General features: G+C 64.8%; 28 protein-coding genes and 1 tRNA gene. 24 read left to right on the top strand and 5 right to left on the bottom strand.

From position 1 onward, the window contains the following. The first annotated feature begins 177 nt into the window (after positions 1–177). The gene (locus tag ACW9UL_RS22440) at positions 178–1,386 is read left to right on the top strand and encodes a site-specific integrase (protein ID WP_457788342.1); all 1,209 of its coding nucleotides are present in this window, start codon (positions 178–180) and stop codon (positions 1,384–1,386) included. Here ACW9UL_RS22440 and ACW9UL_RS22435 read toward each other — a convergent pair. Further along, complete coding sequence (locus tag ACW9UL_RS22435; RefSeq protein ID WP_457788341.1) at positions 1,383–1,859, bottom strand: hypothetical protein; 477 nt, start codon at positions 1,857–1,859, stop codon at positions 1,383–1,385. The genes ACW9UL_RS22440 and ACW9UL_RS22435 overlap by 4 nt on opposite strands. Before the next feature lie 171 nt (positions 1,860–2,030). On the opposite strand from ACW9UL_RS22435, the gene ACW9UL_RS22430 reads away from it, so the two are divergent. The 19 genes from ACW9UL_RS22430 to ACW9UL_RS22340 all read left to right on the top strand — a co-directional run bounded on the left by ACW9UL_RS22430 (position 2,031) and on the right by ACW9UL_RS22340 (position 10,048). Then, a complete protein-coding gene (locus ACW9UL_RS22430; RefSeq protein WP_457788340.1) occupies positions 2,031–2,231 on the top strand; it encodes a helix-turn-helix domain-containing protein in 201 nt (66 codons plus the stop codon). Then, the gene (locus ACW9UL_RS22425; RefSeq protein WP_457788339.1) at positions 2,228–2,413 is read left to right on the top strand and encodes a hypothetical protein; all 186 of its coding nucleotides are present in this window, start codon (positions 2,228–2,230) and stop codon (positions 2,411–2,413) included. Before ACW9UL_RS22430 ends, ACW9UL_RS22425 begins: the two co-directional genes overlap by 4 nt. Then, positions 2,413–2,541, top strand: coding sequence for a hypothetical protein (locus ACW9UL_RS22420; protein ID WP_457788338.1), 129 nt, complete (start codon positions 2,413–2,415; stop codon positions 2,539–2,541). Before ACW9UL_RS22425 ends, ACW9UL_RS22420 begins: the two co-directional genes overlap by 1 nt. Positions 2,542–2,603: 62 nt before the next feature. Continuing rightward, positions 2,604–2,942 (top strand): hypothetical protein, encoded by a 339-nt coding sequence (locus tag ACW9UL_RS22415; protein WP_457788337.1) that lies wholly within the window; start codon positions 2,604–2,606, stop codon positions 2,940–2,942. Continuing rightward, positions 2,939–3,232 carry a hypothetical protein gene (locus tag ACW9UL_RS22410; RefSeq protein WP_457788336.1) on the top strand — a complete coding sequence of 98 codons (294 nt, stop codon included), beginning with the start codon at positions 2,939–2,941 and terminating at the stop codon, positions 3,230–3,232. Before ACW9UL_RS22415 ends, ACW9UL_RS22410 begins: the two co-directional genes overlap by 4 nt. After that, the gene (locus ACW9UL_RS22405; protein WP_457788335.1) at positions 3,229–3,657 is read left to right on the top strand and encodes a hypothetical protein; all 429 of its coding nucleotides are present in this window, start codon (positions 3,229–3,231) and stop codon (positions 3,655–3,657) included. Before ACW9UL_RS22410 ends, ACW9UL_RS22405 begins: the two co-directional genes overlap by 4 nt. A 74-nt stretch (positions 3,658–3,731) precedes the next feature. Next, the gene (locus ACW9UL_RS22400) at positions 3,732–4,130 is read left to right on the top strand and encodes a hypothetical protein (protein WP_457788334.1); all 399 of its coding nucleotides are present in this window, start codon (positions 3,732–3,734) and stop codon (positions 4,128–4,130) included. A 286-nt stretch (positions 4,131–4,416) separates the two neighbouring features. Continuing rightward, complete coding sequence (locus ACW9UL_RS22395; protein WP_457788333.1) at positions 4,417–4,710, top strand: HGGxSTG domain-containing protein; 294 nt, start codon at positions 4,417–4,419, stop codon at positions 4,708–4,710. 110 nt (positions 4,711–4,820) lie between these two features. Then, a complete protein-coding gene (locus ACW9UL_RS22390) occupies positions 4,821–5,252 on the top strand; it encodes a DUF2280 domain-containing protein (protein WP_457788332.1) in 432 nt (143 codons plus the stop codon). 418 nt (positions 5,253–5,670) lie between these two features. Further along, positions 5,671–5,841: a hypothetical protein gene (locus ACW9UL_RS22385; RefSeq protein WP_457788331.1), complete on the top strand. Its 171-nt coding sequence runs from the start codon at positions 5,671–5,673 to the stop codon at positions 5,839–5,841. Further along, positions 5,838–6,602 carry a hypothetical protein gene (locus ACW9UL_RS22380; protein WP_457788330.1) on the top strand — a complete coding sequence of 255 codons (765 nt, stop codon included), beginning with the start codon at positions 5,838–5,840 and terminating at the stop codon, positions 6,600–6,602. Before ACW9UL_RS22385 ends, ACW9UL_RS22380 begins: the two co-directional genes overlap by 4 nt. 9 nt (positions 6,603–6,611) lie before the next feature. Continuing rightward, positions 6,612–7,406 (top strand): hypothetical protein, encoded by a 795-nt coding sequence (locus tag ACW9UL_RS22375; protein ID WP_457788329.1) that lies wholly within the window; start codon positions 6,612–6,614, stop codon positions 7,404–7,406. A 12-nt stretch (positions 7,407–7,418) separates the two neighbouring features. Beyond that, positions 7,419–7,565: a hypothetical protein gene (locus ACW9UL_RS22370; RefSeq protein ID WP_457788328.1), complete on the top strand. Its 147-nt coding sequence runs from the start codon at positions 7,419–7,421 to the stop codon at positions 7,563–7,565. Continuing rightward, on the top strand, positions 7,565–7,909 hold the full coding sequence (locus ACW9UL_RS22365) for a hypothetical protein (protein ID WP_457788327.1): 345 nt from the start codon (positions 7,565–7,567) through the stop codon (positions 7,907–7,909). Before ACW9UL_RS22370 ends, ACW9UL_RS22365 begins: the two co-directional genes overlap by 1 nt. Positions 7,910–7,911: 2 nt before the next feature. After that, positions 7,912–8,133, top strand: a complete 222-nt coding sequence (locus ACW9UL_RS22360) for a hypothetical protein (RefSeq protein WP_457788326.1) — start codon at positions 7,912–7,914, stop codon at positions 8,131–8,133. Then, complete coding sequence (locus tag ACW9UL_RS22355; protein ID WP_457788325.1) at positions 8,130–8,750, top strand: hypothetical protein; 621 nt, start codon at positions 8,130–8,132, stop codon at positions 8,748–8,750. The genes ACW9UL_RS22360 and ACW9UL_RS22355 overlap by 4 nt, the downstream gene beginning before the upstream one ends. After that, entirely contained in the window at positions 8,750–8,941 is a 192-nt protein-coding gene (locus ACW9UL_RS22350) for a hypothetical protein (protein ID WP_457788324.1), read from the top strand. Before ACW9UL_RS22355 ends, ACW9UL_RS22350 begins: the two co-directional genes overlap by 1 nt. A gap of 18 nt (positions 8,942–8,959) precedes the next feature. Continuing rightward, complete coding sequence (locus ACW9UL_RS22345) at positions 8,960–9,226, top strand: hypothetical protein (protein ID WP_457788323.1); 267 nt, start codon at positions 8,960–8,962, stop codon at positions 9,224–9,226. Positions 9,227–9,421: 195 nt separating this feature from the next. Then, positions 9,422–10,048, top strand: coding sequence for a recombinase family protein (locus tag ACW9UL_RS22340; RefSeq protein WP_457788322.1), 627 nt, complete (start codon positions 9,422–9,424; stop codon positions 10,046–10,048). Between the two features lie 73 nt (positions 10,049–10,121). Here the strand turns inward: ACW9UL_RS22340 and ACW9UL_RS22335 are convergent. Next, positions 10,122–10,198, bottom strand: a tRNA-Arg gene (locus ACW9UL_RS22335). A 334-nt stretch (positions 10,199–10,532) separates the two neighbouring features. On the opposite strand from ACW9UL_RS22335, the gene gabD reads away from it, so the two are divergent. After that, positions 10,533–11,984 carry an NADP-dependent succinate-semialdehyde dehydrogenase gene (gabD, locus tag ACW9UL_RS22330; RefSeq protein ID WP_397497523.1) on the top strand — a complete coding sequence of 484 codons (1,452 nt, stop codon included), beginning with the start codon at positions 10,533–10,535 and terminating at the stop codon, positions 11,982–11,984. A gap of 255 nt (positions 11,985–12,239) precedes the next feature. Continuing rightward, entirely contained in the window at positions 12,240–13,520 is a 1,281-nt protein-coding gene (gabT, locus tag ACW9UL_RS22325) for a 4-aminobutyrate--2-oxoglutarate transaminase (RefSeq protein ID WP_457788320.1), read from the top strand. A gap of 402 nt (positions 13,521–13,922) precedes the next feature. On the opposite strand, the gene ACW9UL_RS22320 is transcribed toward gabT, so the two are convergent. Both ACW9UL_RS22320 and aptA read right to left on the bottom strand, forming a co-directional pair. Then, positions 13,923–14,285 carry a cupin domain-containing protein gene (locus ACW9UL_RS22320; RefSeq protein ID WP_397487147.1) on the bottom strand — a complete coding sequence of 121 codons (363 nt, stop codon included), beginning with the start codon at positions 14,283–14,285 and terminating at the stop codon, positions 13,923–13,925. Positions 14,286–14,308: 23 nt separating this feature from the next. Then, positions 14,309–15,625, bottom strand: coding sequence for an omega-aminotransferase AptA (aptA, locus tag ACW9UL_RS22315; protein ID WP_457788319.1), 1,317 nt, complete (start codon positions 15,623–15,625; stop codon positions 14,309–14,311). Between the two features lie 226 nt (positions 15,626–15,851). Between aptA and ACW9UL_RS22310 the strand changes: the two genes are divergently transcribed. Both ACW9UL_RS22310 and ACW9UL_RS22305 read left to right on the top strand, forming a co-directional pair. Next, on the top strand, positions 15,852–17,345 hold the full coding sequence (locus ACW9UL_RS22310) for an aldehyde dehydrogenase (protein WP_457788318.1): 1,494 nt from the start codon (positions 15,852–15,854) through the stop codon (positions 17,343–17,345). 163 nt (positions 17,346–17,508) lie between these two features. Continuing rightward, a complete protein-coding gene (locus tag ACW9UL_RS22305; RefSeq protein ID WP_122109466.1) occupies positions 17,509–18,681 on the top strand; it encodes an MFS transporter in 1,173 nt (390 codons plus the stop codon). A 1-nt stretch (position 18,682) separates the two neighbouring features. On the opposite strand, the gene ACW9UL_RS22300 is transcribed toward ACW9UL_RS22305, so the two are convergent. Beyond that, positions 18,683–20,104: an aminotransferase-like domain-containing protein gene (locus ACW9UL_RS22300; protein WP_397497526.1), complete on the bottom strand. Its 1,422-nt coding sequence runs from the start codon at positions 20,102–20,104 to the stop codon at positions 18,683–18,685. Positions 20,105–20,210 lie beyond the last annotated feature (106 nt).

Below are 20,210 nucleotides of genomic sequence, written 5' to 3'. Positions count from 1 at the left end.
TTGGTATCTGGCGCATCCGGCGGGATTCGAACCCACGACCCCTGCCTTCGGAGGGCGATTTTAGCCCCGCATGCTGCCTGGCTTGTGCCTGCAAAGTCCCGTTTTTAAGGCTTCTGGTGTATCGTTGCGTATAACCGTACAGACGATTTTGCACCCACATTGCACCCATGGTGACCAGTGAAAGAGAAGCTGACGATCAGGCGCCTGGCCTCCCTCCAGGTCACCGGCAAGGAATACGAGATCCATGACAGCACAGTTCCAGGCCTGTTTGTGCGGGTTACGCCGGCCGGGTCCAAGTCGTACCTGGTGACCTGGGCCAGGGGGCGTAAGAAGACACTCGGACGGGTTGGCGTCATGACGCTGGACCAGGCCCGGGAGGAAGCCCTGCTGTACCTCAACGAGGCGCGCAAGCACGGCGAGCCCCTCGCCATCACCCAGGGACGCAAGGGGGCCGCCATGCCGTCCCTCGAGCAGTTCCTTGATGACCACTTCGAGCCATGGGCACTGACCCACCAGAAGGACGGCGCCAACAGCATCCGGGCGATCCGCAAGAGCTTCGCCAGCATGATGTTCGACCGGCTCGACGAGATCGACGCCAGGCGGGTGGAGCGGCTGCGATCGGGGTGGATCGAATCAGGCCTTTCGCCTGCCACGGCGAACCGCAACCTGGTGCGCCTGAAGGGGCTGCTATCGCGCGCCGTTGAATGGGGCATGCTGGACCAGCATCCGCTGACCAAGGTGCGCAGGCTCAAGGTCGACAAGCGTGGCCGCGTGCGCTTCCTGGCGCCCGATGAGGAAAGCCGGCTGCGTGCCGCCCTGGATGATCGCCAAGAGCAGATCCGCGCCGAGCGCGACAGCGCCAACCGGTGGCGCGAAGAACGTCGTCAGCCGCCGCTGGCCGACCTGCGCGCCGTAGCGTTCGCCGATCACCTCAAGCCCCTGGTGCTGCTGTCCCTGAATACCGGTATGCGCCGCGGCGAGGTCTTCAATCTGACCTGGGCAGATGTCGACCTGCAGAACAAGCTTCTGACGGTGGTCGGCGATGGCGCGAAGTCTGGGCAGACCCGGCACATTCCGCTGAACCGCGAGGCCCTGGCCATTCTGACCGATTGGAAGCCCAAGGATGCCACTGGTCATGTTTTCCCGGGGAAGGACGGCCAGCGGCTCGATAACGTGAAGAAATCATGGACCGGGCTGCTGGAGCTGGCCAAGGTCTCTGGCTTCCGTTGGCACGATCTGCGGCACACGTTCGCGTCGAAGCTGGTCATGGCCGGCGTCCCGCTCAACACCGTGCGCGAGCTGCTGGGGCATTCGGATATCGCCATGACACTGCGCTATGCCCACCTGGCGCCGGACAGCAAGGCCGCGGCGGTGGAGCTCATTTAGGGGATCGCTATGTCACCTGATGTCATCTCGACCACGGTGCTGCTCGATTTGTGAGCCTCTGCGAACCCCAGGATTTCATTCCAGTTGGTTTTCACCAACCAAATCTGCAGATTGTCATAGGTCTGCTGACGCGCCTGATCCTTCCAGAAGATGGAGCTTGCCTTGATCGTCTCCCAGGTTCTCAGCTCATCGTACGTAAGCGCTTCAGGCAGATGGAAACAGAGGTTTACGAACCTCACGGCCTCATCTGTGGACCAGACGCTATCCACAATCTGAGAAACGGGCCTGTCATAAGGTCCGCCGATTTGCTGAGCGATGGCGTTCGAGATCGCCCACTCGATCACTGCGGTAAGCGATCGCTTCTGAAGCCGGCCCATCAGGTCGAGCGCGAACTTGATCTTTGGGTCGATCCTGATCCCGACGCTTACCGTCGTTGTCGTCTCGCCCTTCTTTTTCGTGGTCTTCGTGGCCATGGCTGCCCCTCATGCATTGCTAAATCGAATCTTGCCCGCCAAGCAAAGGCTGGTCAATTCCGTTCTGTTCGGTTTTGTTTAGCAATTGCTTGCAATGCGATAAAAATGCGTTGTAGTCTTTTATCTGCTGGCTCTGCAAGACCTCAATAACCGGCCGGCAGGAGACAGAAGATGACCCAAGCAGCCCCCCTTTCCCCGCTCGCAGTCGGCCCCGAAGAGGCCGCGCGCCTGGCGAGCACCACCCGTTCCGCGGTTTACAAGGCCATCGCCGAAGGGCGTCTGGATAGCTTCAAGATGGGCAAGCGCCGCCTGATCCTGATCAAGGAAATCGAGCGGTGGTTGAAGACGTCGGCCAAGGAGGGTCGCAAATGAGCCTGACCATCGAGCTTGCTCCGGCCGAAATGGAGCAGATCAGGAAGGCCCGCGATGCTCACAAGGCATGGATGGTGGCCGACATCGACACCCCCGCGTGCGAGAAGGCTCTCGCGCGCTGGGAGCGCCTGAAGGCGGAGCTCGCGTTTCTGCTGATGGAGAAGGCGGAGGATCAGCAGTGATGACCATCCGACTGATCGACCGGGCCGGTGCCATTCTGGGCCAGCTCAATCTGCCGGCCAGCACCAGGCTCGCCGATCTCGCAAACCTTCGCACCCTGGGCGCTGCCCGAGTGGAGTTGATGAAATGAGAGCAGACGATAGAGAGCCCAAAGCGGTGCGCCAACACCGCCCGGGCCAAGATGTCATGGGGATGACCACCGGAAGTCTGGCAGACGGTGCCGCGGCTGTCGACCGGCGCGGACGTGGCGACACCAAGCTCACTCGCGTGCTCGAGTACTTCGCCAGCGGCGGGAGCCTGAACCGCTTCGAGGCCGAGCGCCTCGGCGACCACTGCCTGAACAGCACCATCGCAGTGCTGTCCGGGCAGTACGCCCTGAACTTCATCCGGCAGCGCGAGAAGGTGCCGAATCGGTTCGGGACAGATACCCCCGTGATCCGTTACCGACTCAACGAAAACGAACAGCAACGCGCCGGCCAGCTGCTGGCCGTGCTGAAAGGAAAAGGCCGTCGCGCCGGAGGTGTGAAATGAATGCTCGTGTTCACCAGTTCGCGAATAGCGAAGCTACCCAAGCAGCTCAGGCCGCCAAGCAAGAGCTGAGCCGTATGCGCTCGGATGTCAACCGCCACGCCAGGGCCATCATCTCCGCCGGTTTCGGATTGCGCGCTATCGGCGACCTGCTCGGCGCTGATGCCTCGGAGCATTTCGTTGATCGGGACATGGAGCACGGGCTTGCACATGCCGTGGTGGCGATCGGGGAACTGCTGAATCAAACCGGAGGCTGTCTCTGGGATATCAGCAGCGAGGAGGATCAGCAATGAGCCGAGCTGCCCTCCGGTACAAGCAGAGCCAGAAGACCGCCAGTCACCGCCTGCCGTTCGTAGGCTACAGCCGCGGCAATTGGAGCTGCTGGGATGTCCCACTGACGGGCGGCCATGATGGCGGGTTTGAAGCAGGCCTGGCGCTCTCGCAGATGCTGCTCATCCACCTGCGGCAGCAGCCAGAGCAGTCCAAGGAATCCGCCGAGCTGGTAGAAGGCGTGTTCCTGTCGATGTTGGACAAGGCCCGCGGCGCGAACGATGAGGAGTTTCGCTCGCTGTCAGCTCAGGCCATGGGCTTCATGCGCCAGATCGCCCCCTGCATTGTCGGCGCAGCGCACCATGGCTGCGATTCCATGGACGGCCTGGACATCAAGCAGCTACTCAAGCGGGCCAATGCCGGCCTGAATGGCCAGCCGGCGGCGTAGGCATGGCCCTAAATCGCCGAAAGGCCAAGGGCCGGAGTTCGTCCGGAGGCTTTGCTGCCATCCCTCATGTGGTGATGGACAGCGAAGACTTCCGGGCGCTCTCTGGCGGCGCCCTGAAGGTTCTCCTGGGCCTGCTCAGGCAGTACAAGGGCACCAACAACGGCGACCTGTCGGCCTCGTTCACCCAAGCCAAGGACTGGGGCATGAACAGCCGCACGACGCTCGCCAAGGCCCTGCGAGAGCTTCAGGAGTGCGACCTGATCCGCTGTACCCGTGAGGGGCGATTCATCAAGCCGGGCGGCTGCTGTGCGCTGTATGCCCTCACCTGGAAGCCAATCGACGAATGCGGCGGCAAGCTTGAGGTCAGTCCAACCACCACGCCGCCACGCAAGTTCAGCCTCGAAAGAGCAAAAAACCCAGTCCAGAAAGTGGACGCACTGCGTCCAGAAAATGGACTCATGGCCTGTCATTGATCCAAGTAGAAAGCCTCCATCGGTCCAGAAAATGGACGCATGAGAGTGCTTCACTTGGTCCACTTTCTGGACTCCTTCTTAGATATACCAGGCGCAGCCTGAACAACCGCTCTGCTCTTCAGGCTCTGAAACAGCTCGAAAAGGGGTCAGAACACCCGGGCGGCGCCGCGGAAAAATTTCCGAGGTCGGATATAGATCCGATCCAGGTCGATACTGGCCACCTGGTGCGGCTCGCGCCTGCTGCGGGGGGTGAACGACGTGCGGGGGGTGTGCCTGCTGCAGGGGGATGCCACCAGGAACCAAGAGGACACCAGCCATGACCGACCCCCACGCCGAGCTGCGCAAGCTGTGGAAGCGATACTGCAAAGTCTGCGAGGCCTGGAGCGAGGCATGGGCGGCTCAGGGGTATGTGGGAGACCCACCGCCCCGGCCACCCTTCCCTGAAGAGCTGAGAGGCCTTACCTGCGGCGCCAAGACCCGGGCCGGGACACCTTGCAAGCGTCGCGATCTGTACGCCTCCGGCCGCTGCAAACTCCACGGCGGGATGTCGACTGGACCGCGGCGAACGCGAACCCCATGAGAGGTTGGGAAAAGCTGACATTGGCGCCGCCTAGACCGGACGGTTGCCGTTGATCATCATTCGAGCAACTATGGCCGTAATTCTGGACAGGCTCTGGACGAACGCACGACATGGCCACGCTGACCAACGACATCAAAACCTTCATCGTTCAGGCGTTGGCCTGCTTCGATACGCCTTCTCAGGTGTGCCTGTCCGTAAAAAGTGCGTACGGCGTCGAGGTCACTCGGCAGCAGGTCGAGTCGCACGACCCAACGAAGGTTTCCGGCAAAGGATTGGCCAAGCGCTGGGTGACCCTGTTCCACGACACTCGGGCCCAATTCCGGGATGAGATGGCGCGCATCCCTGTAGCCAATCGCGCCTATCGCCTCCGTGCAATGCAGAGGATGCTCGAGCGGGCTGAGTTGACCGGCAATATCCCTCTGGTCGTAAAGCTGCTCGCTCAGGCAGCCAAGGAGGTAGGCGAGCTATACGAGTGCCGCGGTAGCCAGCCCGTGGCTGCGGCATCGAAGGTCGAGGTTCTGATCAATCCGCCTGCAGGCTAGCCCCGTCTGCTTTGATCAATCATGGGGGGCTGGGAAGGCGATCCCCCCTGTTCGCGAAACACCCCATGCAATCCCCGCCAGGTGACATTGCGTGATGCCCCGCCACTCAGCGCCGAGTGAGACCAAATCGCCTCACGCGACTGCATCTCCTGACTGCCACCTGGCTAACGCCGGCATCGTTACCGCGCTGCGTATCACTACGGGTGGTCGTCGTTTTGTGCAACACAACGACCCGGCCAGGGCCCGGCTTTCCTGGGGTTATTTGTCCTGTTCAGTCCCGTTTCGTGTATCACCTGGGGTACACACAAAAACCACTGTACATATCACCATAAAAGGCCTAATTAGGGTTTGTGAGGCTCCTTGCGCGGGTGGTAGCACCTAGCGAACGGGGCGAGGCACGCAACTTGAGGTTATGAGCATGCAAACCAAAACCAGAGGCCATCAGATCCGCCCGACCAAGGCCGAGGTCAACAGCGCCTGGGTACGGCTGCGCACCGCTGCCGATCAGGGCGACATCCAAGCCGCCGCCTTGCTTGTCGCTCTCTCTGAAAACAAACCCCTTCTACCGGCCCTGGAGGCTCGCCAGTGACTGAATCGACCAACTTCGACCCCAACGCCCTGGAGGTTCTGCAGGGCAATCACCGAATCTTGCTGGCTAGCTGGCGTTTCCCGCGTGACGGCAACTTTGCCCCGCTGTGGAATGCGGCGAATAGCTCGCGCGGCACTCTGTCGCTGCTGCTCAAGAAGCTGGACGCGATCAAGGCAGATGCCCGCCTTTCCGAGGTCGCCCAAAGCGAGGACAGCAAGGCCGCCGCAGTGGCCGCCCTGGAAGACCTGGGCCAGAGCCAACGCGCTTTGCTGAGCGCTGTAAACCGCTTCAATGCTGAGTTCATGAAACTGGCGTCAGTTACTCCCTACGGCGGCGCGACTGCGGCGGCTGATGCGGTGATCGACTGCGAAATCGCCCGCCATTTCCGCACCCTTACCGGCGATGATCGCGGCAAGTTCATCAGCCGCATGATTTCCGGGGAGTACGAGCGTGAGATTGACGCCGCGCTGCGTCTCCCGGCCTCCCTGTTCGGCCTGAACGAAGAAACCCGTATTGCGGTCGGCAACTCTGCGTTGCAGCGCAAAAACCCCGGTGCTGTGGACGAGTTCCGCGAACTGAGCGAAGGGGCGAACCTGGCTCAATTCATCATGCGTCGCGTGTATGACCGCATTGTCGGCGCGTCTGCCCTGACCATTCAGGAGCGCATGCAAGCCCTTGGCAAAGATGCCTGGCAGCCCTACGTCAAGGAAGGCTCGGACAAGGTCATGAACGCAATGGCTGAGCGCTACGGCGTAGCGTAAGGGGGCTTCATGAGCTTTGAGATTGTTCGAAACGACAGCGGAACAGAGGTCACCCTGCTTGGTGGACACCGCTTCGAGCTGCCCGTCATCACCGACGGGGATCTGACCAGCTACCCCATCCAGATCTTCCATAACGCTCTCCCTCTCGCCGCCGAGGCCTTCGCCAAGCTGAAGGCTATCGGCGATGACCGCACCTTGTCCGTGCTCGGAATTGAGCAGAAGTCCGACCCGGTGAAGGCTGAAATGGTCGGGCGCGTTGCCGCGGCCGCCGGCCAGGTTCGCCTGTTCGAGAACGGCATCACAAACATGGAAAATCAGCTGTACGCGCTGCCGAGCATCGAGCCGGGAAACGCGGTGGCGGCCATCGAGGATCGCGAGATTCGCGATTGGTGGCGCTCCCTGAGCAGCAAGGAGCACATCAAGATGCTCGACCAGGTGAAGGGCGACCCGACGCAGCATGAGCGCCTGATGATTGCTCTGCTGCGGGCGCCGGCGCCGCTGAGTCTGCTGGATCACCAGACCAAGTACGTCCGCGAAGTGTGGAAGGACGCCAAGCGGGCGGGCGACCCGGAAACCGCGGCGCGCATCGAGCTTGATCGACAGCACGTCGAGATCGCCCGCCGCGGCCTGGCCCATGTCGCTGGGATCGCCGGCCGAGTGTCCGGCTGGAAGGGCGAGACCATTCTCCGCTCACTGATCAAGTCGCCATTTGAGCCGGCCGCGCATGGCTTCGACATCTTCGGCTTCTCGCCTGAGCAGGTGTCGAAAATGTGCCTGCGCATGGCAACCGAGCCGCAGCGCTAAGGAGGCCGCGCGATGGTAGACATTGCCTCTTTGGGCTTCTCGATCGACACCAGCGACGACTTCTCCGGCATGCGCACAGCAGGCGAGGCGCGCGAGTCTACCGCCACACTTGCCCGCCAGGTCAACGCCACCCTTTCCTATTTCGCGAGGTATTCCTAATGGGCCAGGTTGTCGAGCTTCCTACTGATCACCGCCGCAGTTGGCGAATGCTGGAGCCGGAATATCGAAAGATGCCCAAGCGTTGCGGCATCAGTGAAAAGCAGATAAAGCCGATTCTCGAGGAAATGGCGGGGTACTTGATCGATTGCGCCTCGGAGATGAACACCTCGTTCAGCGTCCCGGATGGCTTCACGCGGGAGCAACACGACGCGATCTTGAATGAGTTCAATCGGGTGGTTGAGGACCTCCGGGCTCAGATGACCGTGCCTTTCATGAACGCCTTTGGCGTAATTCTCAGGCTGCTGGTGCAAAAGCATCTGGGCCATTTCAACTTAGGAGCGTGAGGATGAGTACTCCATTCGGAGCAATTGCTGCGCCAGGCCAGACCACTGGCCAGAGAATTGGCGGGATCATTGGCGCCACCATTGGCGCGTTCACTGGTGGCCCGGCTGGCGCATTCATGGGATATCAGATTGGTGCCGAGGTGTCGGGCGCATTGGATCCTGTACACGAGCAGCAGGATCAGGGAGCCATCCCTAAGCAATTGGGCAAAGGGGGTGAGGTATGAGCATCCTCAACGTTTTCATCACGCCCGAAGAAAGTCTGATTGGCGTCGATACCGAAGGCGTCTTTCCTGACGGCACGGCCCTCGAGTTCGGCAAGATGATCGCCGCCCCTGCCGCCAATGCAGTCGTTGCCTTCCGCGGCAACAGCCGTGTTCTGCAGATGGCTAGCCCCTCGATCTTTTGCTTTGGTGGGGAGATCGAGCGTATGGCGGAAGGCATGCCGGCCCTAATCAACGATGCAATCGACTTAGCAAGAAAGAATTTCCAGGTGCCTGAAGAGGCCCTCGGTCTAGACCTGGCCCTTGTTGGCTATTCGCAAGCTGAAGGCCGGGTAGTAGGTCATCTGTTCCGGCGAGCGGCGGGCAACTATGAGATCCGTGCTGACCGAATTGAAAGCCGGTTCATGTCGCCTTATTGGGGGCCGGAGGACGTGCCCAAGGGGCTCCCTGAGAGTCGATCAGGCATCGAAATGCTCGCCCGAATCCAGAACCGTCTGGCCCGTGAACGAGAGCCTGGATTCGCTTCCGGCGGGCGCTACCTCATCGCCTCGGTTAAGCAGCACAGTATCTCGATCGAGCAGGCGTTTGAGTTCCCGCCGCGGCCTGGGGAGGTGAACTGATGACCGACCAGAAGCTGAGCAAGCGCGAACTGTTCGCCGACATTCGACGCGACGAGGTGAGGTGGCAGGCCGAGCGCCTCGGGCTCGCCATCACGCGCCTCCCCGGCGGCTATCGCCTGCTCGGGCAGCATATCCATCTGTGGGTCACCGACCTGCAGTACGTCACCGACCAGGACCTGAGCTTTCGCTAGGCCCAAGGAGGACCACCAATGAAGACCTTGCAGCAACTGAAAGAGGAGCGCGCCGCCGCCGGTGCGGCCTGGCTCGATGCCGTGGCCGCGCTCCGGGCTGCCTATGTGAATCTGGCCGCCCATGACAGCGCCGTCGCGAGTGGGCTTGTCGCCGGCATGGCCACGACAGCGCGCACCTTTAACAAGCCCCTGGAGCTACCTGCGCACCCTGACTTCCCATTGCCCGACTGGCACGACCAGGCCGGCAAGATTCGCTCTCGCCATGAGGGGTTGCTCGGGGGCTAGCGTTCGCCTTCCTTGAGCTGGCCGGCATTGCCGGCCTTTTTTATGTGCGGAGCAATCCAAGCGCGACCCGTTGCAGAAAGGCATACCTAAGCAAAAACGACCTTATTAGGCTTTTTTTGACATTATCGCTTGATAAGTAACACCCAAAGTGCAACGATAAATAAAACGCACCCAAAGTGATACAGGAGAGCGGTTATGTTCATTCGCGCATACCTTCGGGCGTCCACCGCGGAGCAGGACGCCAGCCGTGCCCGTGAGGCCCTTGAGCAGTTCGCCGCCGGCCATGACAAGCAGATCGCCGCCGAGTACATGGAAAACGCTAGCGGGGCCAAGGCCGACCGGCCGGAGCTGCTGCGCCTGCTGAAGGACGCCAGCAAAGGTGACGTGCTGCTGGTTGAGTCCATCGACCGCCTGTCTCGTTTGCCGGCCGAGGATTGGCAGAAGCTGAAGACGGCCATCGATTCCAAGGGCCTGCGGATCGTCGCGCTTGACCTGCCAACCAGCCATCAAGGTATGGCTGACACCAAGGGAGACGAGTTCACCGGCCGTATGCTCGGCGCCATCAACTCGATGTTGGTGGAGATGATGGCCGCGATCGCCCGCAAGGACTACGAGCAGCGCCGCGAGCGCCAGGCCCAGGGGATCACCAAGGCAAAAGCCGAGGGCAAGTACAAGGGACGCCCGATTGACGCCGACCTGCATAAGCGCGTCGCCGAGTTGCTGCGGGCCGGCTTGGGCATCAGGGCAACGGCCAGGCACGCCGACTGCAGCACGACGACCGTTCTACGCATCCGCGATAGCCTGGCGGAGTCCGTCAGCTGATCTCGTTGCACCCACCATGCACCCACCGGAAAAAACAAAGGGCCTAGGTTTTCACCTAAGCCCTTGATTTATCTGGCGCATCCGGCGGGATTCGAACCCACGACCCCTGCCTTCGGAGGGCAGTACTCTATCCAGCTGAGCTACGGATGCGTTGCGGGGCGCAATCATACGCATCTCGGCCTTGGGCGTCCATGCCCGCCCCGTTCGCGATATCGAACGCAGGTGCAGAAGCCGTCGGTGCCTGTGCCGGCGCATCATGGCGTTGAATATTTCGTTAATTTTTTCGAACAGGCTCTTGCCCTTTACCCCCTTCGACCCTAGGATTCGTTTGAGATTTCAAACGGGCTGCTGGCTTATCCGGAACAACCGGCCTGGCGGCGGCTCTGAATCCTTGCGACAGGCGCCTGCGGCGCTTTCCGGGCCTTGCCCACGACTCCAACGAGCACACGCCGACGCCTGGGTGTCGGGACTGAAGGAGACTGCCATGCAACTGAAAGACACCCAGCTGTTCCGCCAGCAGGCCTATATCGACGGCCAGTGGCTGGACGCCGACAGCGGCCAGACCATCGCGGTGAACAACCCGGCCACCGGCGAGATCATCGGCCACGTGCCGAAGATGGGCCGCGCCGAGACCCGTCGCGCCGTCGAGGCTGCCGAGCGCGCCCTGCCGGCCTGGCGCGCGCTGACCGCCAAGGAGCGGGCGAACAAGCTGCGCCGCTGGTTCGAGTTGCTGATGGAGAACCAGGATGACCTCGGTCGCCTGATGACCCTGGAGCAGGGCAAGCCGCTGGCCGAGGCCAAGGGCGAGATCGCCTATGCCGCCTCCTTTATCGAGTGGTTCGCCGAGGAAGCCAAGCGCGTCTACGGCGACGTGATTCCCGGCCACCAGCCGGACAAGCGCCTGATCGTGATCAAGCAGCCGATCGGCGTCACCGCGGCCATCACCCCGTGGAACTTCCCCGCCGCGATGATCACCCGCAAGGCCGGCCCGGCCCTGGCCGCCGGCTGCACCATGGTGATCAAGCCGGCCTCGCAGACGCCGTTCTCCGCCCTGGCCCTGGTCGAGCTGGCCGAGCGCGCCGGCATCCCGAAAGGCGTGCTCAGCGTGGTCACCGGCAGCGCCGGCGAAGTCGGTGGCGAGCTGACCAGCAACCCCATCGTGCGCAAGCTCTCCTTCACCGGCTCGACCGAGATCGGTCGCCAGCTGATGGCCGAATGCGCCCAGGACATCAAGAAGGTGTCGCTGGAGCTGGGCGGCAACGCGCCGTTCATCGTCTTCGACGACGCGGACCTGGACGCCGCGGTGGAAGGCGCGCTGATCTCCAAGTACCGCAACAACGGCCAGACCTGCGTCTGCGCCAACCGCATCTACGTGCAGGACGGCGTCTACGATGCCTTCGCCGAGAAGCTGATCGCCGCCGTGGGCAAACTGAAGATCGGCAACGGTCTGGAAGACGGCACCACCACCGGCCCGCTGATCGACGGCAAGGCCGTGGCCAAGGTGCAGGAACACATCGAGGACGCCGTAGGCAAAGGCGCCAAGCTGGCCCTGGGCGGCAAGCCGCACGCACTCGGTGGCACCTTCTTCGAGCCGACCATCCTGCTCGACGTGCCGAAGACCGCCGCGGTGGCCAAGGAAGAGACCTTCGGCCCGCTGGCGCCGCTGTTCCGCTTCAAGGACGAGGCCGAGGTGATCGCCATGGCCAACGATACCGAGTTCGGCCTGGCCTCCTACTTCTATGCCCGCGACCTGGGCCGCGTGTTCCGCGTGGCCGAGGCGCTGGAGTACGGCATGGTCGGCATCAACACCGGGCTGATCTCCAACGAAGTGGCGCCGTTCGGCGGGGTCAAGGCCTCGGGCCTGGGCCGCGAAGGCTCCAAGTACGGGATCGAGGATTACCTCGAGATCAAATATATGTGCCTGGGCGGCATCTAATCGCCGCTGCGCTCGGCCGGGCGTTGCTGGCGGAACCGGGAGAATGCTCGTTGGCCACGGCCAACTGCACTTTCCCGATCCCGCCGTCTGGCCCGGCCATCGCTCGCTACGCGCCTAGCGCTTTGCTCTAGGCTGTAACGGGCCCGAATTCACCGAGCCCCCGCGGCCGCGGCAGTCGATCATCGCATGCTGCCCTGGCCAACCCGGGGGCGTTTCATCCTTCACCTGCGCCGCGATGACGGCCATGAGGACACCATGAGCAAGACCAACGAATCCCTGATGCAACGCCGCACCGCCGCCGTTCCGCGTGGCGTGGGGCAGATCCACCCGATCTTCGCCGCCAAGGCGGAAAACGCCACCGTGACCGACGTCGAAGGTCGTGAATTCATCGACTTCGCCGGCGGCATCGCCGTGCTCAACACCGGTCACCTGCACCCGAAGATCATCGCCGCGGTGCAGGAGCAGCTGACCAAGCTGACCCACACCTGCTTCCAGGTGCTGGCCTACGAGCCCTACGTGGAAGTGGCCGAGAAGGTCGCCGCGCGGGTGCCGGGCGACTTCGCCAAGAAGACCCTGCTGGTCACCACCGGCTCCGAGGCGGTGGAAAACGCGGTGAAGATCGCCCGCGCCGCCACCGGCCGCGCCGGGGTGATCGCCTTCACCGGTGGCTACCACGGCCGCACCATGATGACCCTGAGCCTGACCGGCAAGGTCAACCCCTACTCGGCCGGCATGGGCCTGATGCCCGGCGGCGTGTTCCGCGCCCAGTATCCCTGCGCGCTGCACGGCGTCAGCGTCGACGACGCCATGGCCAGCATCGAGCGCGTCTTCAAGAACGATGCCGAGCCGCGCGACATCGCCGCGATCATCATCGAGCCGGTGCAGGGCGAGGGCGGTTTCTACGTCGCGCCGAAGGAATTTATGCAGCGCCTGCGCGCGCTGTGTGACCAGCACGGCATCCTCTTGATCGCCGACGAGGTGCAGACCGGCGCCGGGCGTACCGGCACCTTCTTCGCCATGGAGCAGATGGGCGTGGCCGCCGACCTGACCACCTTCGCCAAGTCCATCGCCGGCGGCTTCCCGTTGGCCGGGGTGTGCGGCAAGGCCGAGTACATGGACGCCATCGCCCCGGGCGGCCTGGGCGGCACCTATGCCGGCAGCCCGATCGCCTGCGCCGCGGCCCTGGCGGTGATGGAGGTGTTCGAGGAGGAGAAGCTGCTGGATCGCTCCAAGGCGGTCGGCGAGCGCCTGGTCACCGGCCTCAAGGCCATCGCCGCCAAGCACAAGGCCATCGGCGACGTGCGCGCGCTGGGTTCGATGATCGCCGTCGAGCTGTTCGAGAACGGCGACCTGCACAAGCCGAACGCCGCACTGACCGGGCAGGTGGTCGCCAAGGCCCGCGAGAAGGGCCTGATCCTGCTGTCCTGCGGCACCTACGGCAACGTGCTGCGCGTGCTGGTGCCGGTGACCGCGCCGGACGCCCAGCTGGACAAGGGCCTGGCGATCATCGCCGAGTGCTTCGACGAGCTGGCCTGACGTTTCCACGCCGTCCGGATGCTGTACCCAAGACCCGCGCAAGCGGGTCTTCTTGTTTGGGGCTCCCGCAACCCCTGGGGATGTTCTGAAAAAGCCATTTATCGTCACTCCCGCGCAGGCGGGAGCCCAGGGACTGCGGGTTCTGGGTTATTCGCCTTCGGGCCAGCGCAAGCGCTGTTCAGCGATAAAGCTGCTGTCCCGCCTGCGCGGGAATGACGGCTATTGCAGAGCTTCCCTAGGCCCGGTGCCTGGCGCGGGGGTGTTCCCGGATTGCATCCGGCTGCAGGTCCCTCGGCGCTGCAAGCATCGCGGCTAAAGCCCCTCGCACGATCCGGGGCATTTTCTCCACGGATAAAAAAGCCCGCACGAGGCGGGCCAAAGGGTGACAAGCAACAGGAATCCTTACTTGGCCTGCTCGAAGATCACGTAGACCTTGCGGCAGGCTTCCAGCACTTCCCAGGTGCCGGAGAAGCCGGCGGGGATGACGAAGCGGTCGCCGGCGCGCACGGTCTTGGCGTTGCCCTCGGCGTCGCGCAGTACCGACACGCCCTGGAGAATCTCGCAGTATTCGTGCTCGGTGTAGTTCACCGTCCACTGGCCCACCGCGCCCTCCCAGATGCCGGCGTTGAACTGGCCGCAGGGGCTGGCGTAGTGGTTGCGCACGCTCTGCTCGGGGTCGCCCTTGAGCACTTTCTCCGGCGCCGGACGGTAATGCTCGGCGGCGCTGGCGGCCTGGGCGAAGTCGAGGATCTGCTCGATTTTCATCTTCTGCTTTCCGTGGGTTGGGGTCAGTGGGCGGCCTGGCGGATGGCGTCGGCGAGCTTCTCCACCAGGCTGTCGATATGCGCCTTCTCGACGATCAGCGGCGGCGACAGGGCGATGGTATCGCCGGTCACCCGCACCAGCAGGTCGTCCTGGTAGCAGCGCTCGAACACCTGGTAGCCGCGTTTGCCGGCACCGGCCTCGCTCGGCGCCAGCTGCACGCCGCCGACCAGGCCGACGGCGCGGATGTCGATGACGTTGGGCAGCTCGCGCAGGCTGTGCAAGCCGTCCTGCCAGTAGCCTTCCAGCTCGATGGCTTGTTCGAACAGACGCTCGTTCTGGTAGATCTCCAGGGTCGCCAGGGCGGCGGCGCAGGCCACCGGATGGCCGGAGTAGGTGTAGCCGTGGAACAGCTCGATGCCGTCCGGGCCCTGCATGAAGGCGTCATGGATTTTTTCATCGACCAGCACCGCGCCCATGGGGATGGCGCCGTTGGTCAGGCCCTTGGCGCAGGTGATGATGTCCGGGGTGACGCCCCAGCGCTGCGCGGCGAAGGCCTGGCCGACGCGGCCGAAACCGGTGATCACCTCGTCGAAGATCAGCAGGATGCCGTGCTTGCGGGTGATCTCGCGCAGGCGCTGCAGGTAGCCCACCGGCGGCAGCACCACGCCGGCCGAGCCGGACATCGGCTCGACTATCACCGCGGCGATGTTCTCCGCGCCGTGCAGGGTCACCAGGCGCTCCAGCTCGTCGGCCTTGTCCACGCCGAACTCGGGCAGGCCGCGGCTGAAGGCGTTGCGGGCGAGGTCCAGGGTGTGCGGCAGATGGTCGACGCCCGGCAGCTGCAGGGGGAAGGCGCGGCGGTTGTTGACCATGCCGCCGACCGAGATGCCGCCGAAGCCGACCCCGTGATAGCCCAGCTCGCGGCCGATCAGGCGGGTGCGGCTGCTCTGGCCGATGGCGCGCTGGTAGGCCAGGGCGATTTTCAGCGCGGTGTCGGCCGACTCGGAGCCGGAGTTGGTGAAGAACACCTTGTTCAGCCCGGCCGGGGCGATCGCCGCCAGGCGGCTGGCCAGCTCGAACGGCAGCGGGTGGCCCATCTGGAAGGTCGGGGCGAAATCCAGCTTGGCGATCTGCCGGCTCACCGCCTCGGTGATCTCGCGCCGGCCATGGCCGGCGTTGCAGCACCACAGCCCGGCGGTGCCGTCCAGAACCTGGCGCCCGTCGCTGGCGGTGAAGTACATGCCCTCGGCGCTTTCCAGCAGGCGCGGCTTGGCCTTGAACTGGCGATTGGCGGTAAAGGGCATCCAGAAATCGTCGAGCCGGGTGTTGTCTATTGTCATGTCAGCTACCGAAGCGCGAGGTGAGGAGGGTGCGCGTGGCGGCAGTCTATGTTTAATAAAACGAACATGACAAGGGGGTTTTCCTGGCCTTTGTCAAAAATATTGAAAAGGTGCAGCCCTCTGGTTTAGTGTGGCGCACAGGATTTGGCCACTTCGCTGGCCTTGCAGAATTATTTACAGTGCGCGCCTCGGCGAGGCGCCACCTCCACCCCTAGAGGATGCCGGAATGACTAGCCTGACTCGTGCCGACTGGGAACAGCGCGCCAAGACCCTGACCATCGAAACCCGCGCCTTCGTCCACGGCCAATACCGCCCGGCGGAGTCCGGCGCCACCTTCGAGTGCATCAGCCCGGTGGACGGCCGTCTGCTCGGCCTGGTCGCCAGCTGCGACGCCGCCGACGCCGAGATCGCCGTGCGTGACGCCCGTGCCGCCTTCGACTCCGGCGCCTGGTCGCGCCTGGCACCGGCCAAGCGCAAGCAGGTGATGATTCGCTTCGCCGAGCTGATCGAGCAGCACGGCGAGGAGCTGGCCCTGCTGGAAACCCTGGACATGGGCAAGCCGATCAGCGACTCGCTGAGCATCGACGTTGCCAGCGCCGCCAACGCCCTGCGCTGGAGCGGCGAGGCGATCGACAAGATCTACGACGAAGTGGCCGCCACCAGCCACGACCAGCTGGGCCTGGTGACCCGCGAGCCGGTCGGCGTGGTCGCCGCCATCGTGCCGTGGAACTTCCCCCTGCTGATGACCTGCTGGAAGCTCGGCCCGGCGCTGTCCACCGGCAACTCGGTGGTGCTCAAGCCGTCGGAGAAATCGCCGCTGACCGCCATCCGCATCGCCCAGCTGGCCATCGAGGCCGGCATCCCGGCCGGGGTGTTCAACGTGCTGCCGGGCTTCGGCCACACCGTGGGCAAGGCCCTGGCCCTGCATATGGACGTCGACACCCTGGTGTTCACCGGCTCGACCAAGATCGCCAAGCAGCTGATGATCTACGCCGGCGAGTCGAACATGAAGCGCGTCTGGCTGGAGGCCGGCGGCAAGAGCCCGAACATCGTCTTCGCCGACGCCCCGGATCTGCAGGCCGCCGCCGAAGCCGCCGCCAGCGCCATCGCCTTCAACCAGGGCGAGGTGTGCACCGCCGGCTCGCGCCTGCTGGTGGAGAACTCGATCAAGGACAGGTTCGTGCCCATGGTGGTCGAGGCGATCAAGGCCTGGAAGCCGGGCAACCCGCTGGACCCGGCGACCAACGTCGGCGCCCTGGTCGACACCACCCAGCTGAACAACGTGCTGGGCTACATCCAGGCCGGCCACGACGACGGCGCCAAGCTGGTGGCCGGCGGCAAGCGGGTGATGGAAGAAACCGGCGGCACCTACGTCGAGCCGACCATCTTCGACGGCGTGAGCAACGCCATGCGCATCGCCAAGGAGGAAATCTTCGGCCCGGTGCTGTCGGTGATCGGCTTCGACAGCGAGGAGGAAGCGGTGGCCATCGCCAACGACACCGTCTACGGCCTGGCCGCGGCGGTGTGGACCAGCAACCTGTCGCGCGCCCACCTGGTGGGCAAGGCCCTGCGCGCCGGCAGCGTGTGGATCAACCAGTACGACGGCGGCGACATGACCGCGCCGTTCGGCGGCTTCAAGCAGTCCGGCAATGGCCGCGACAAGTCGCTGCACGCCTTCGACAAGTACACCGAGCTGAAGGCCACCTGGATCAAACTCTGACACCGCGTCACGGGCGGCCGCTGGCCGCCTGAAGGTCCGCCCTTCGGGGCCGGCTCCCTGCGAGCCACACCTGCGGCCGGGTTCCCCTGGAACCCGGCCGCCTTGCATTTGCGCGCCGGGCACTGCGACCGGCGCCGCGCGCGCCATGGACTGGAGTGGAACGATGAACTGGATGACCTATTTCGCCGTCAGTGCGGCGGTGGTGATAGTCGGCCTGGCGCTGGGGGTGACCCTGCCGCTGGTGTCCCTGCGTCTCGAGGCCTGGGGCTACGGGCCCTTCGCCATCGGCGTGATGGCGGCGATGCCGGCCATCGGCGTGCTGCTCGGCGCGCGCCTGACCGGCCGCCTGGCCGGCTGGTTCGGCTCGCCGCAGACGCTGCGCCTGTGCCTGCTGGCCAGCGCGGTGTCGGTCAGCCTGCTGGCGGTGTGGCCGAGCTACCCGCTGTGGCTGCTGCTACGCCTGCTGATCGGCGTGTCGCTGACCGTGGTCTTCGTGCTCGGCGAGAGCTGGATCAACCAACTGGTGGAAGATCGCCTGCGCGGCCGCCTGGTGGCGCTGTACGGCACCGGCTTCGCCCTGAGCCAGCTGTGCGGGCCGCTGCTGCTGACCGCCCTGGGCACCGCCAGCGACCGCGGCTTCTGGGTCTCCGCCAGCCTGCTGGTGGCCGGCAGCCTGCTGCTGATCGGCCGCACGGGGGCGCCGGCGGTGGATGCGCACAGCGCCTCGGGCAAGGGCCTGGGGCTGTTCTGCCGCAAGTTGCCGGCGATTGCCTGGGCGGTGGTGCTGTTCGCCGCGTTCGAGGCCATGGTGCTGACCCTGCTGCCGGTCTACCTGCTGCGCGAGGGCTTCGCCCAGCAGATGGCGCTGATCATGGTCAGCACCGTGGTGGTGGGCGACGCCGCGCTGCAGCTGCCGATCGGCTGGCTGGCCGACCGCGTGCCGCGGCAGGCGCTGATGCGCGCCTGCGGGGTGATACTGCTCGGCTCCAGCCTGTGCATCCCGGCGGCGCTGCACACGCCGCTGATCTGGCCGCTGCTGCTCAGCTTCGGCGCCAGCGCCGGCGGCCTCTACACCCTGTCGCTGATCCTGGTCGGCCAGCGCTACCGCGACGATGCGCTGGTGCGCGCCAATGCCCATATCGCCCTGCTGTGGGGCGTCGGCTGCCTGCTCGGGCCGCTGTCCACCGGCGCCGCCAGCCAGTGGCTGAGCGGCCACGCGCTGCCGCTGCTGATGGCCCTCGGCGCGCTGGTGTTCATCGTCCTGGCCTGGCGCCGCGGTGCCTTCAGCGAGGTCGAAACGGGCAACGAGGCCATGCCGGGGGCCGCCCCGCGCTGAGTCAGGGGGCTTCGGCGAGCAGCTCGGCGATGGTCGCGCCGACCTGGCGCACGGCCGCCTCGATGGCCGCGCTGGGCGGCTCGGCGTAGTTCAGGCGGATGCAGTTGCGGTACTTGCCGGCGGCGGAAAAGATGCTGCCCGGCGCCACCTGGATCTTGTGCGGCAGCAGCGCGCGGTTGAGCCGCTGGCTGTCGAAGCCGCTGGGCATCTCCACCCACAGCATGAAGCTGCCCTGCGGCCGGCTGGCGCGGGTGCCTGCCGGAAAGTAGCGGCACACCCAGTCCACCATCAGGTCGCGGCTGCGCAGGTACTGGGCGCGCATGCGCCGCAGGTGCGGCTCGTAGTGGCCAGCCTCGAGGAACTCGGCCAGCGCCAGCTGCGGCAGCTGGGCGGTGCTGCCGGTGCCCAGGTACTTCATGTGCAGCACCTGCTCCAGGTAGCGCCCGGGGGCGATCCAGCCGACCCGCAGGCCCGGCGCCAGGGTCTTGGAGAAGGAACTGCAGAGCAGCACGCGGCCGTCCTCGTCGTAGGACTTGATGGTGCGCGGGCGCGGGTAGGCATAGGCCAGCTCGCCGTACACGTCGTCCTCGATGATCGCCACGTCGTGGCGCTGCGCCAACTGCAGCAGGGCGCGCTTGTTCGCCTCGGGCATGATGTAGCCGAGCGGGTTGTTGCAGTTCGGGGTCAGCTGGATGGCCTTGATCGGCCACTGCTCCAGGGCCATCTCCAGGGCCTCGAGGTTGATCCCGGTGAGCGGGTCGGTGGGCAGCTCCAGGGCCTTCATGCCGAAGCCCTTGAGCGCCTGCATCACCCCGTGGAAGCTCGGCGAGTCCACCGCGACTATGTCGCCGGGCTGGCAGATGGCACGGATCGCCGCCGACAGCGCCTCGTGGCAGCCGGTGGTTATCACCAGGTCCTCGGCGGGGATGCGGCAGCCGGAATCGAGCAGCAGCCGCGCGATCTGCTCGCGCAGGCGCAGCTCGCCGCGGATGCAGCCGTAGGTCAGCACCTCCGGGTCCTGGCGCCGTGCCTGGCGCGCCAGCATACGCAGCAGCGGCTTGAGCGTCGGGCTGCCGATATCCGGGCGGCCGCGGCCGAGCTGCAGCAGCTCGCGTTGCGGCGAGCTGCTGATCAGCGCCAGCACGTGATCCCACTGCGACACCTCCACCGGCCGCTGCGCCGCCCGGCTGACCTGCGGCAGCGCCGGCACCTGGCGCTCGGCCGGGACGAAGTAGCCGGACTTCGGCCGCGGCGTGGCCAGGCCCTGATCCTCCAGATGGCGGTAGGCCTGCTGCACAGTGCTCAGGCTGACGCCGTGCTCCTGGCTGAGGCTGCGTACCGAGGGCAGGCGGTCGCCGGGACGGTACAGGCCCTGCTCGATGCGCGCGCCGAGCAGTTCGGCCAGATTGAGGTAGAGGGTCATGACAGTTGCCTCGTTCAGGAATGCAGCGACCGGTACAGATGCCGGCGAAAATTCCGATTCAGCCGGGATTCGGCGAAAACTGTATGGAGTAAATAAGGTTTTATTG

The sequence above is a fragment of the Pseudomonas sp. PL-6 genome (genome assembly GCF_054110165.1).
Note: the sequence above shows the minus strand (reverse complement) of the source record. Positions and strands in the feature narration are given on the sequence as shown.

Bases quoted from the DNA above. Each gene is read 5' to 3' on its own strand.
- ACW9UL_RS22435 (WP_457788341.1), bottom strand. From the start codon at position 1,859: ATGGCCACGAAGACCACGAAAAAGAAGGGCGAGACGACAACGACGGTA.
- ACW9UL_RS22430 (WP_457788340.1), top strand. From the start codon at position 2,031: ATGACCCAAGCAGCCCCCCTTTCCCCGCTCGCAGTCGGCCCCGAAGAG.
- ACW9UL_RS22425 (WP_457788339.1), top strand. From the start codon at position 2,228: ATGAGCCTGACCATCGAGCTTGCTCCGGCCGAAATGGAGCAGATCAGG.
- ACW9UL_RS22420 (WP_457788338.1), top strand. From the start codon at position 2,413: ATGACCATCCGACTGATCGACCGGGCCGGTGCCATTCTGGGCCAGCTC.
- ACW9UL_RS22415 (WP_457788337.1), top strand. From the start codon at position 2,604: ATGACCACCGGAAGTCTGGCAGACGGTGCCGCGGCTGTCGACCGGCGC.
- ACW9UL_RS22410 (WP_457788336.1), top strand. From the start codon at position 2,939: ATGAATGCTCGTGTTCACCAGTTCGCGAATAGCGAAGCTACCCAAGCA.
- ACW9UL_RS22405 (WP_457788335.1), top strand. From the start codon at position 3,229: ATGAGCCGAGCTGCCCTCCGGTACAAGCAGAGCCAGAAGACCGCCAGT.
- ACW9UL_RS22400 (WP_457788334.1), top strand. From the start codon at position 3,732: ATGGACAGCGAAGACTTCCGGGCGCTCTCTGGCGGCGCCCTGAAGGTT.
- ACW9UL_RS22395 (WP_457788333.1), top strand. From the start codon at position 4,417: ATGCCACCAGGAACCAAGAGGACACCAGCCATGACCGACCCCCACGCC.
- ACW9UL_RS22390 (WP_457788332.1), top strand. From the start codon at position 4,821: ATGGCCACGCTGACCAACGACATCAAAACCTTCATCGTTCAGGCGTTG.
- ACW9UL_RS22385 (WP_457788331.1), top strand. From the start codon at position 5,671: ATGCAAACCAAAACCAGAGGCCATCAGATCCGCCCGACCAAGGCCGAG.
- ACW9UL_RS22375 (WP_457788329.1), top strand. From the start codon at position 6,612: ATGAGCTTTGAGATTGTTCGAAACGACAGCGGAACAGAGGTCACCCTG.
- ACW9UL_RS22370 (WP_457788328.1), top strand. From the start codon at position 7,419: ATGGTAGACATTGCCTCTTTGGGCTTCTCGATCGACACCAGCGACGAC.
- ACW9UL_RS22365 (WP_457788327.1), top strand. From the start codon at position 7,565: ATGGGCCAGGTTGTCGAGCTTCCTACTGATCACCGCCGCAGTTGGCGA.
- ACW9UL_RS22360 (WP_457788326.1), top strand. From the start codon at position 7,912: ATGAGTACTCCATTCGGAGCAATTGCTGCGCCAGGCCAGACCACTGGC.
- ACW9UL_RS22355 (WP_457788325.1), top strand. From the start codon at position 8,130: ATGAGCATCCTCAACGTTTTCATCACGCCCGAAGAAAGTCTGATTGGC.
- ACW9UL_RS22350 (WP_457788324.1), top strand. From the start codon at position 8,750: ATGACCGACCAGAAGCTGAGCAAGCGCGAACTGTTCGCCGACATTCGA.
- ACW9UL_RS22345 (WP_457788323.1), top strand. From the start codon at position 8,960: ATGAAGACCTTGCAGCAACTGAAAGAGGAGCGCGCCGCCGCCGGTGCG.
- ACW9UL_RS22340 (WP_457788322.1), top strand. From the start codon at position 9,422: ATGTTCATTCGCGCATACCTTCGGGCGTCCACCGCGGAGCAGGACGCC.
- gabD (WP_397497523.1), top strand. From the start codon at position 10,533: ATGCAACTGAAAGACACCCAGCTGTTCCGCCAGCAGGCCTATATCGAC.
- gabT (WP_457788320.1), top strand. From the start codon at position 12,240: ATGAGCAAGACCAACGAATCCCTGATGCAACGCCGCACCGCCGCCGTT.
- ACW9UL_RS22320 (WP_397487147.1), bottom strand. From the start codon at position 14,285: ATGAAAATCGAGCAGATCCTCGACTTCGCCCAGGCCGCCAGCGCCGCC.
- aptA (WP_457788319.1), bottom strand. From the start codon at position 15,625: ATGACAATAGACAACACCCGGCTCGACGATTTCTGGATGCCCTTTACC.
- ACW9UL_RS22310 (WP_457788318.1), top strand. From the start codon at position 15,852: ATGACTAGCCTGACTCGTGCCGACTGGGAACAGCGCGCCAAGACCCTG.
- ACW9UL_RS22305 (WP_122109466.1), top strand. From the start codon at position 17,509: ATGAACTGGATGACCTATTTCGCCGTCAGTGCGGCGGTGGTGATAGTC.
- ACW9UL_RS22300 (WP_397497526.1), bottom strand. From the start codon at position 20,104: ATGACCCTCTACCTCAATCTGGCCGAACTGCTCGGCGCGCGCATCGAG.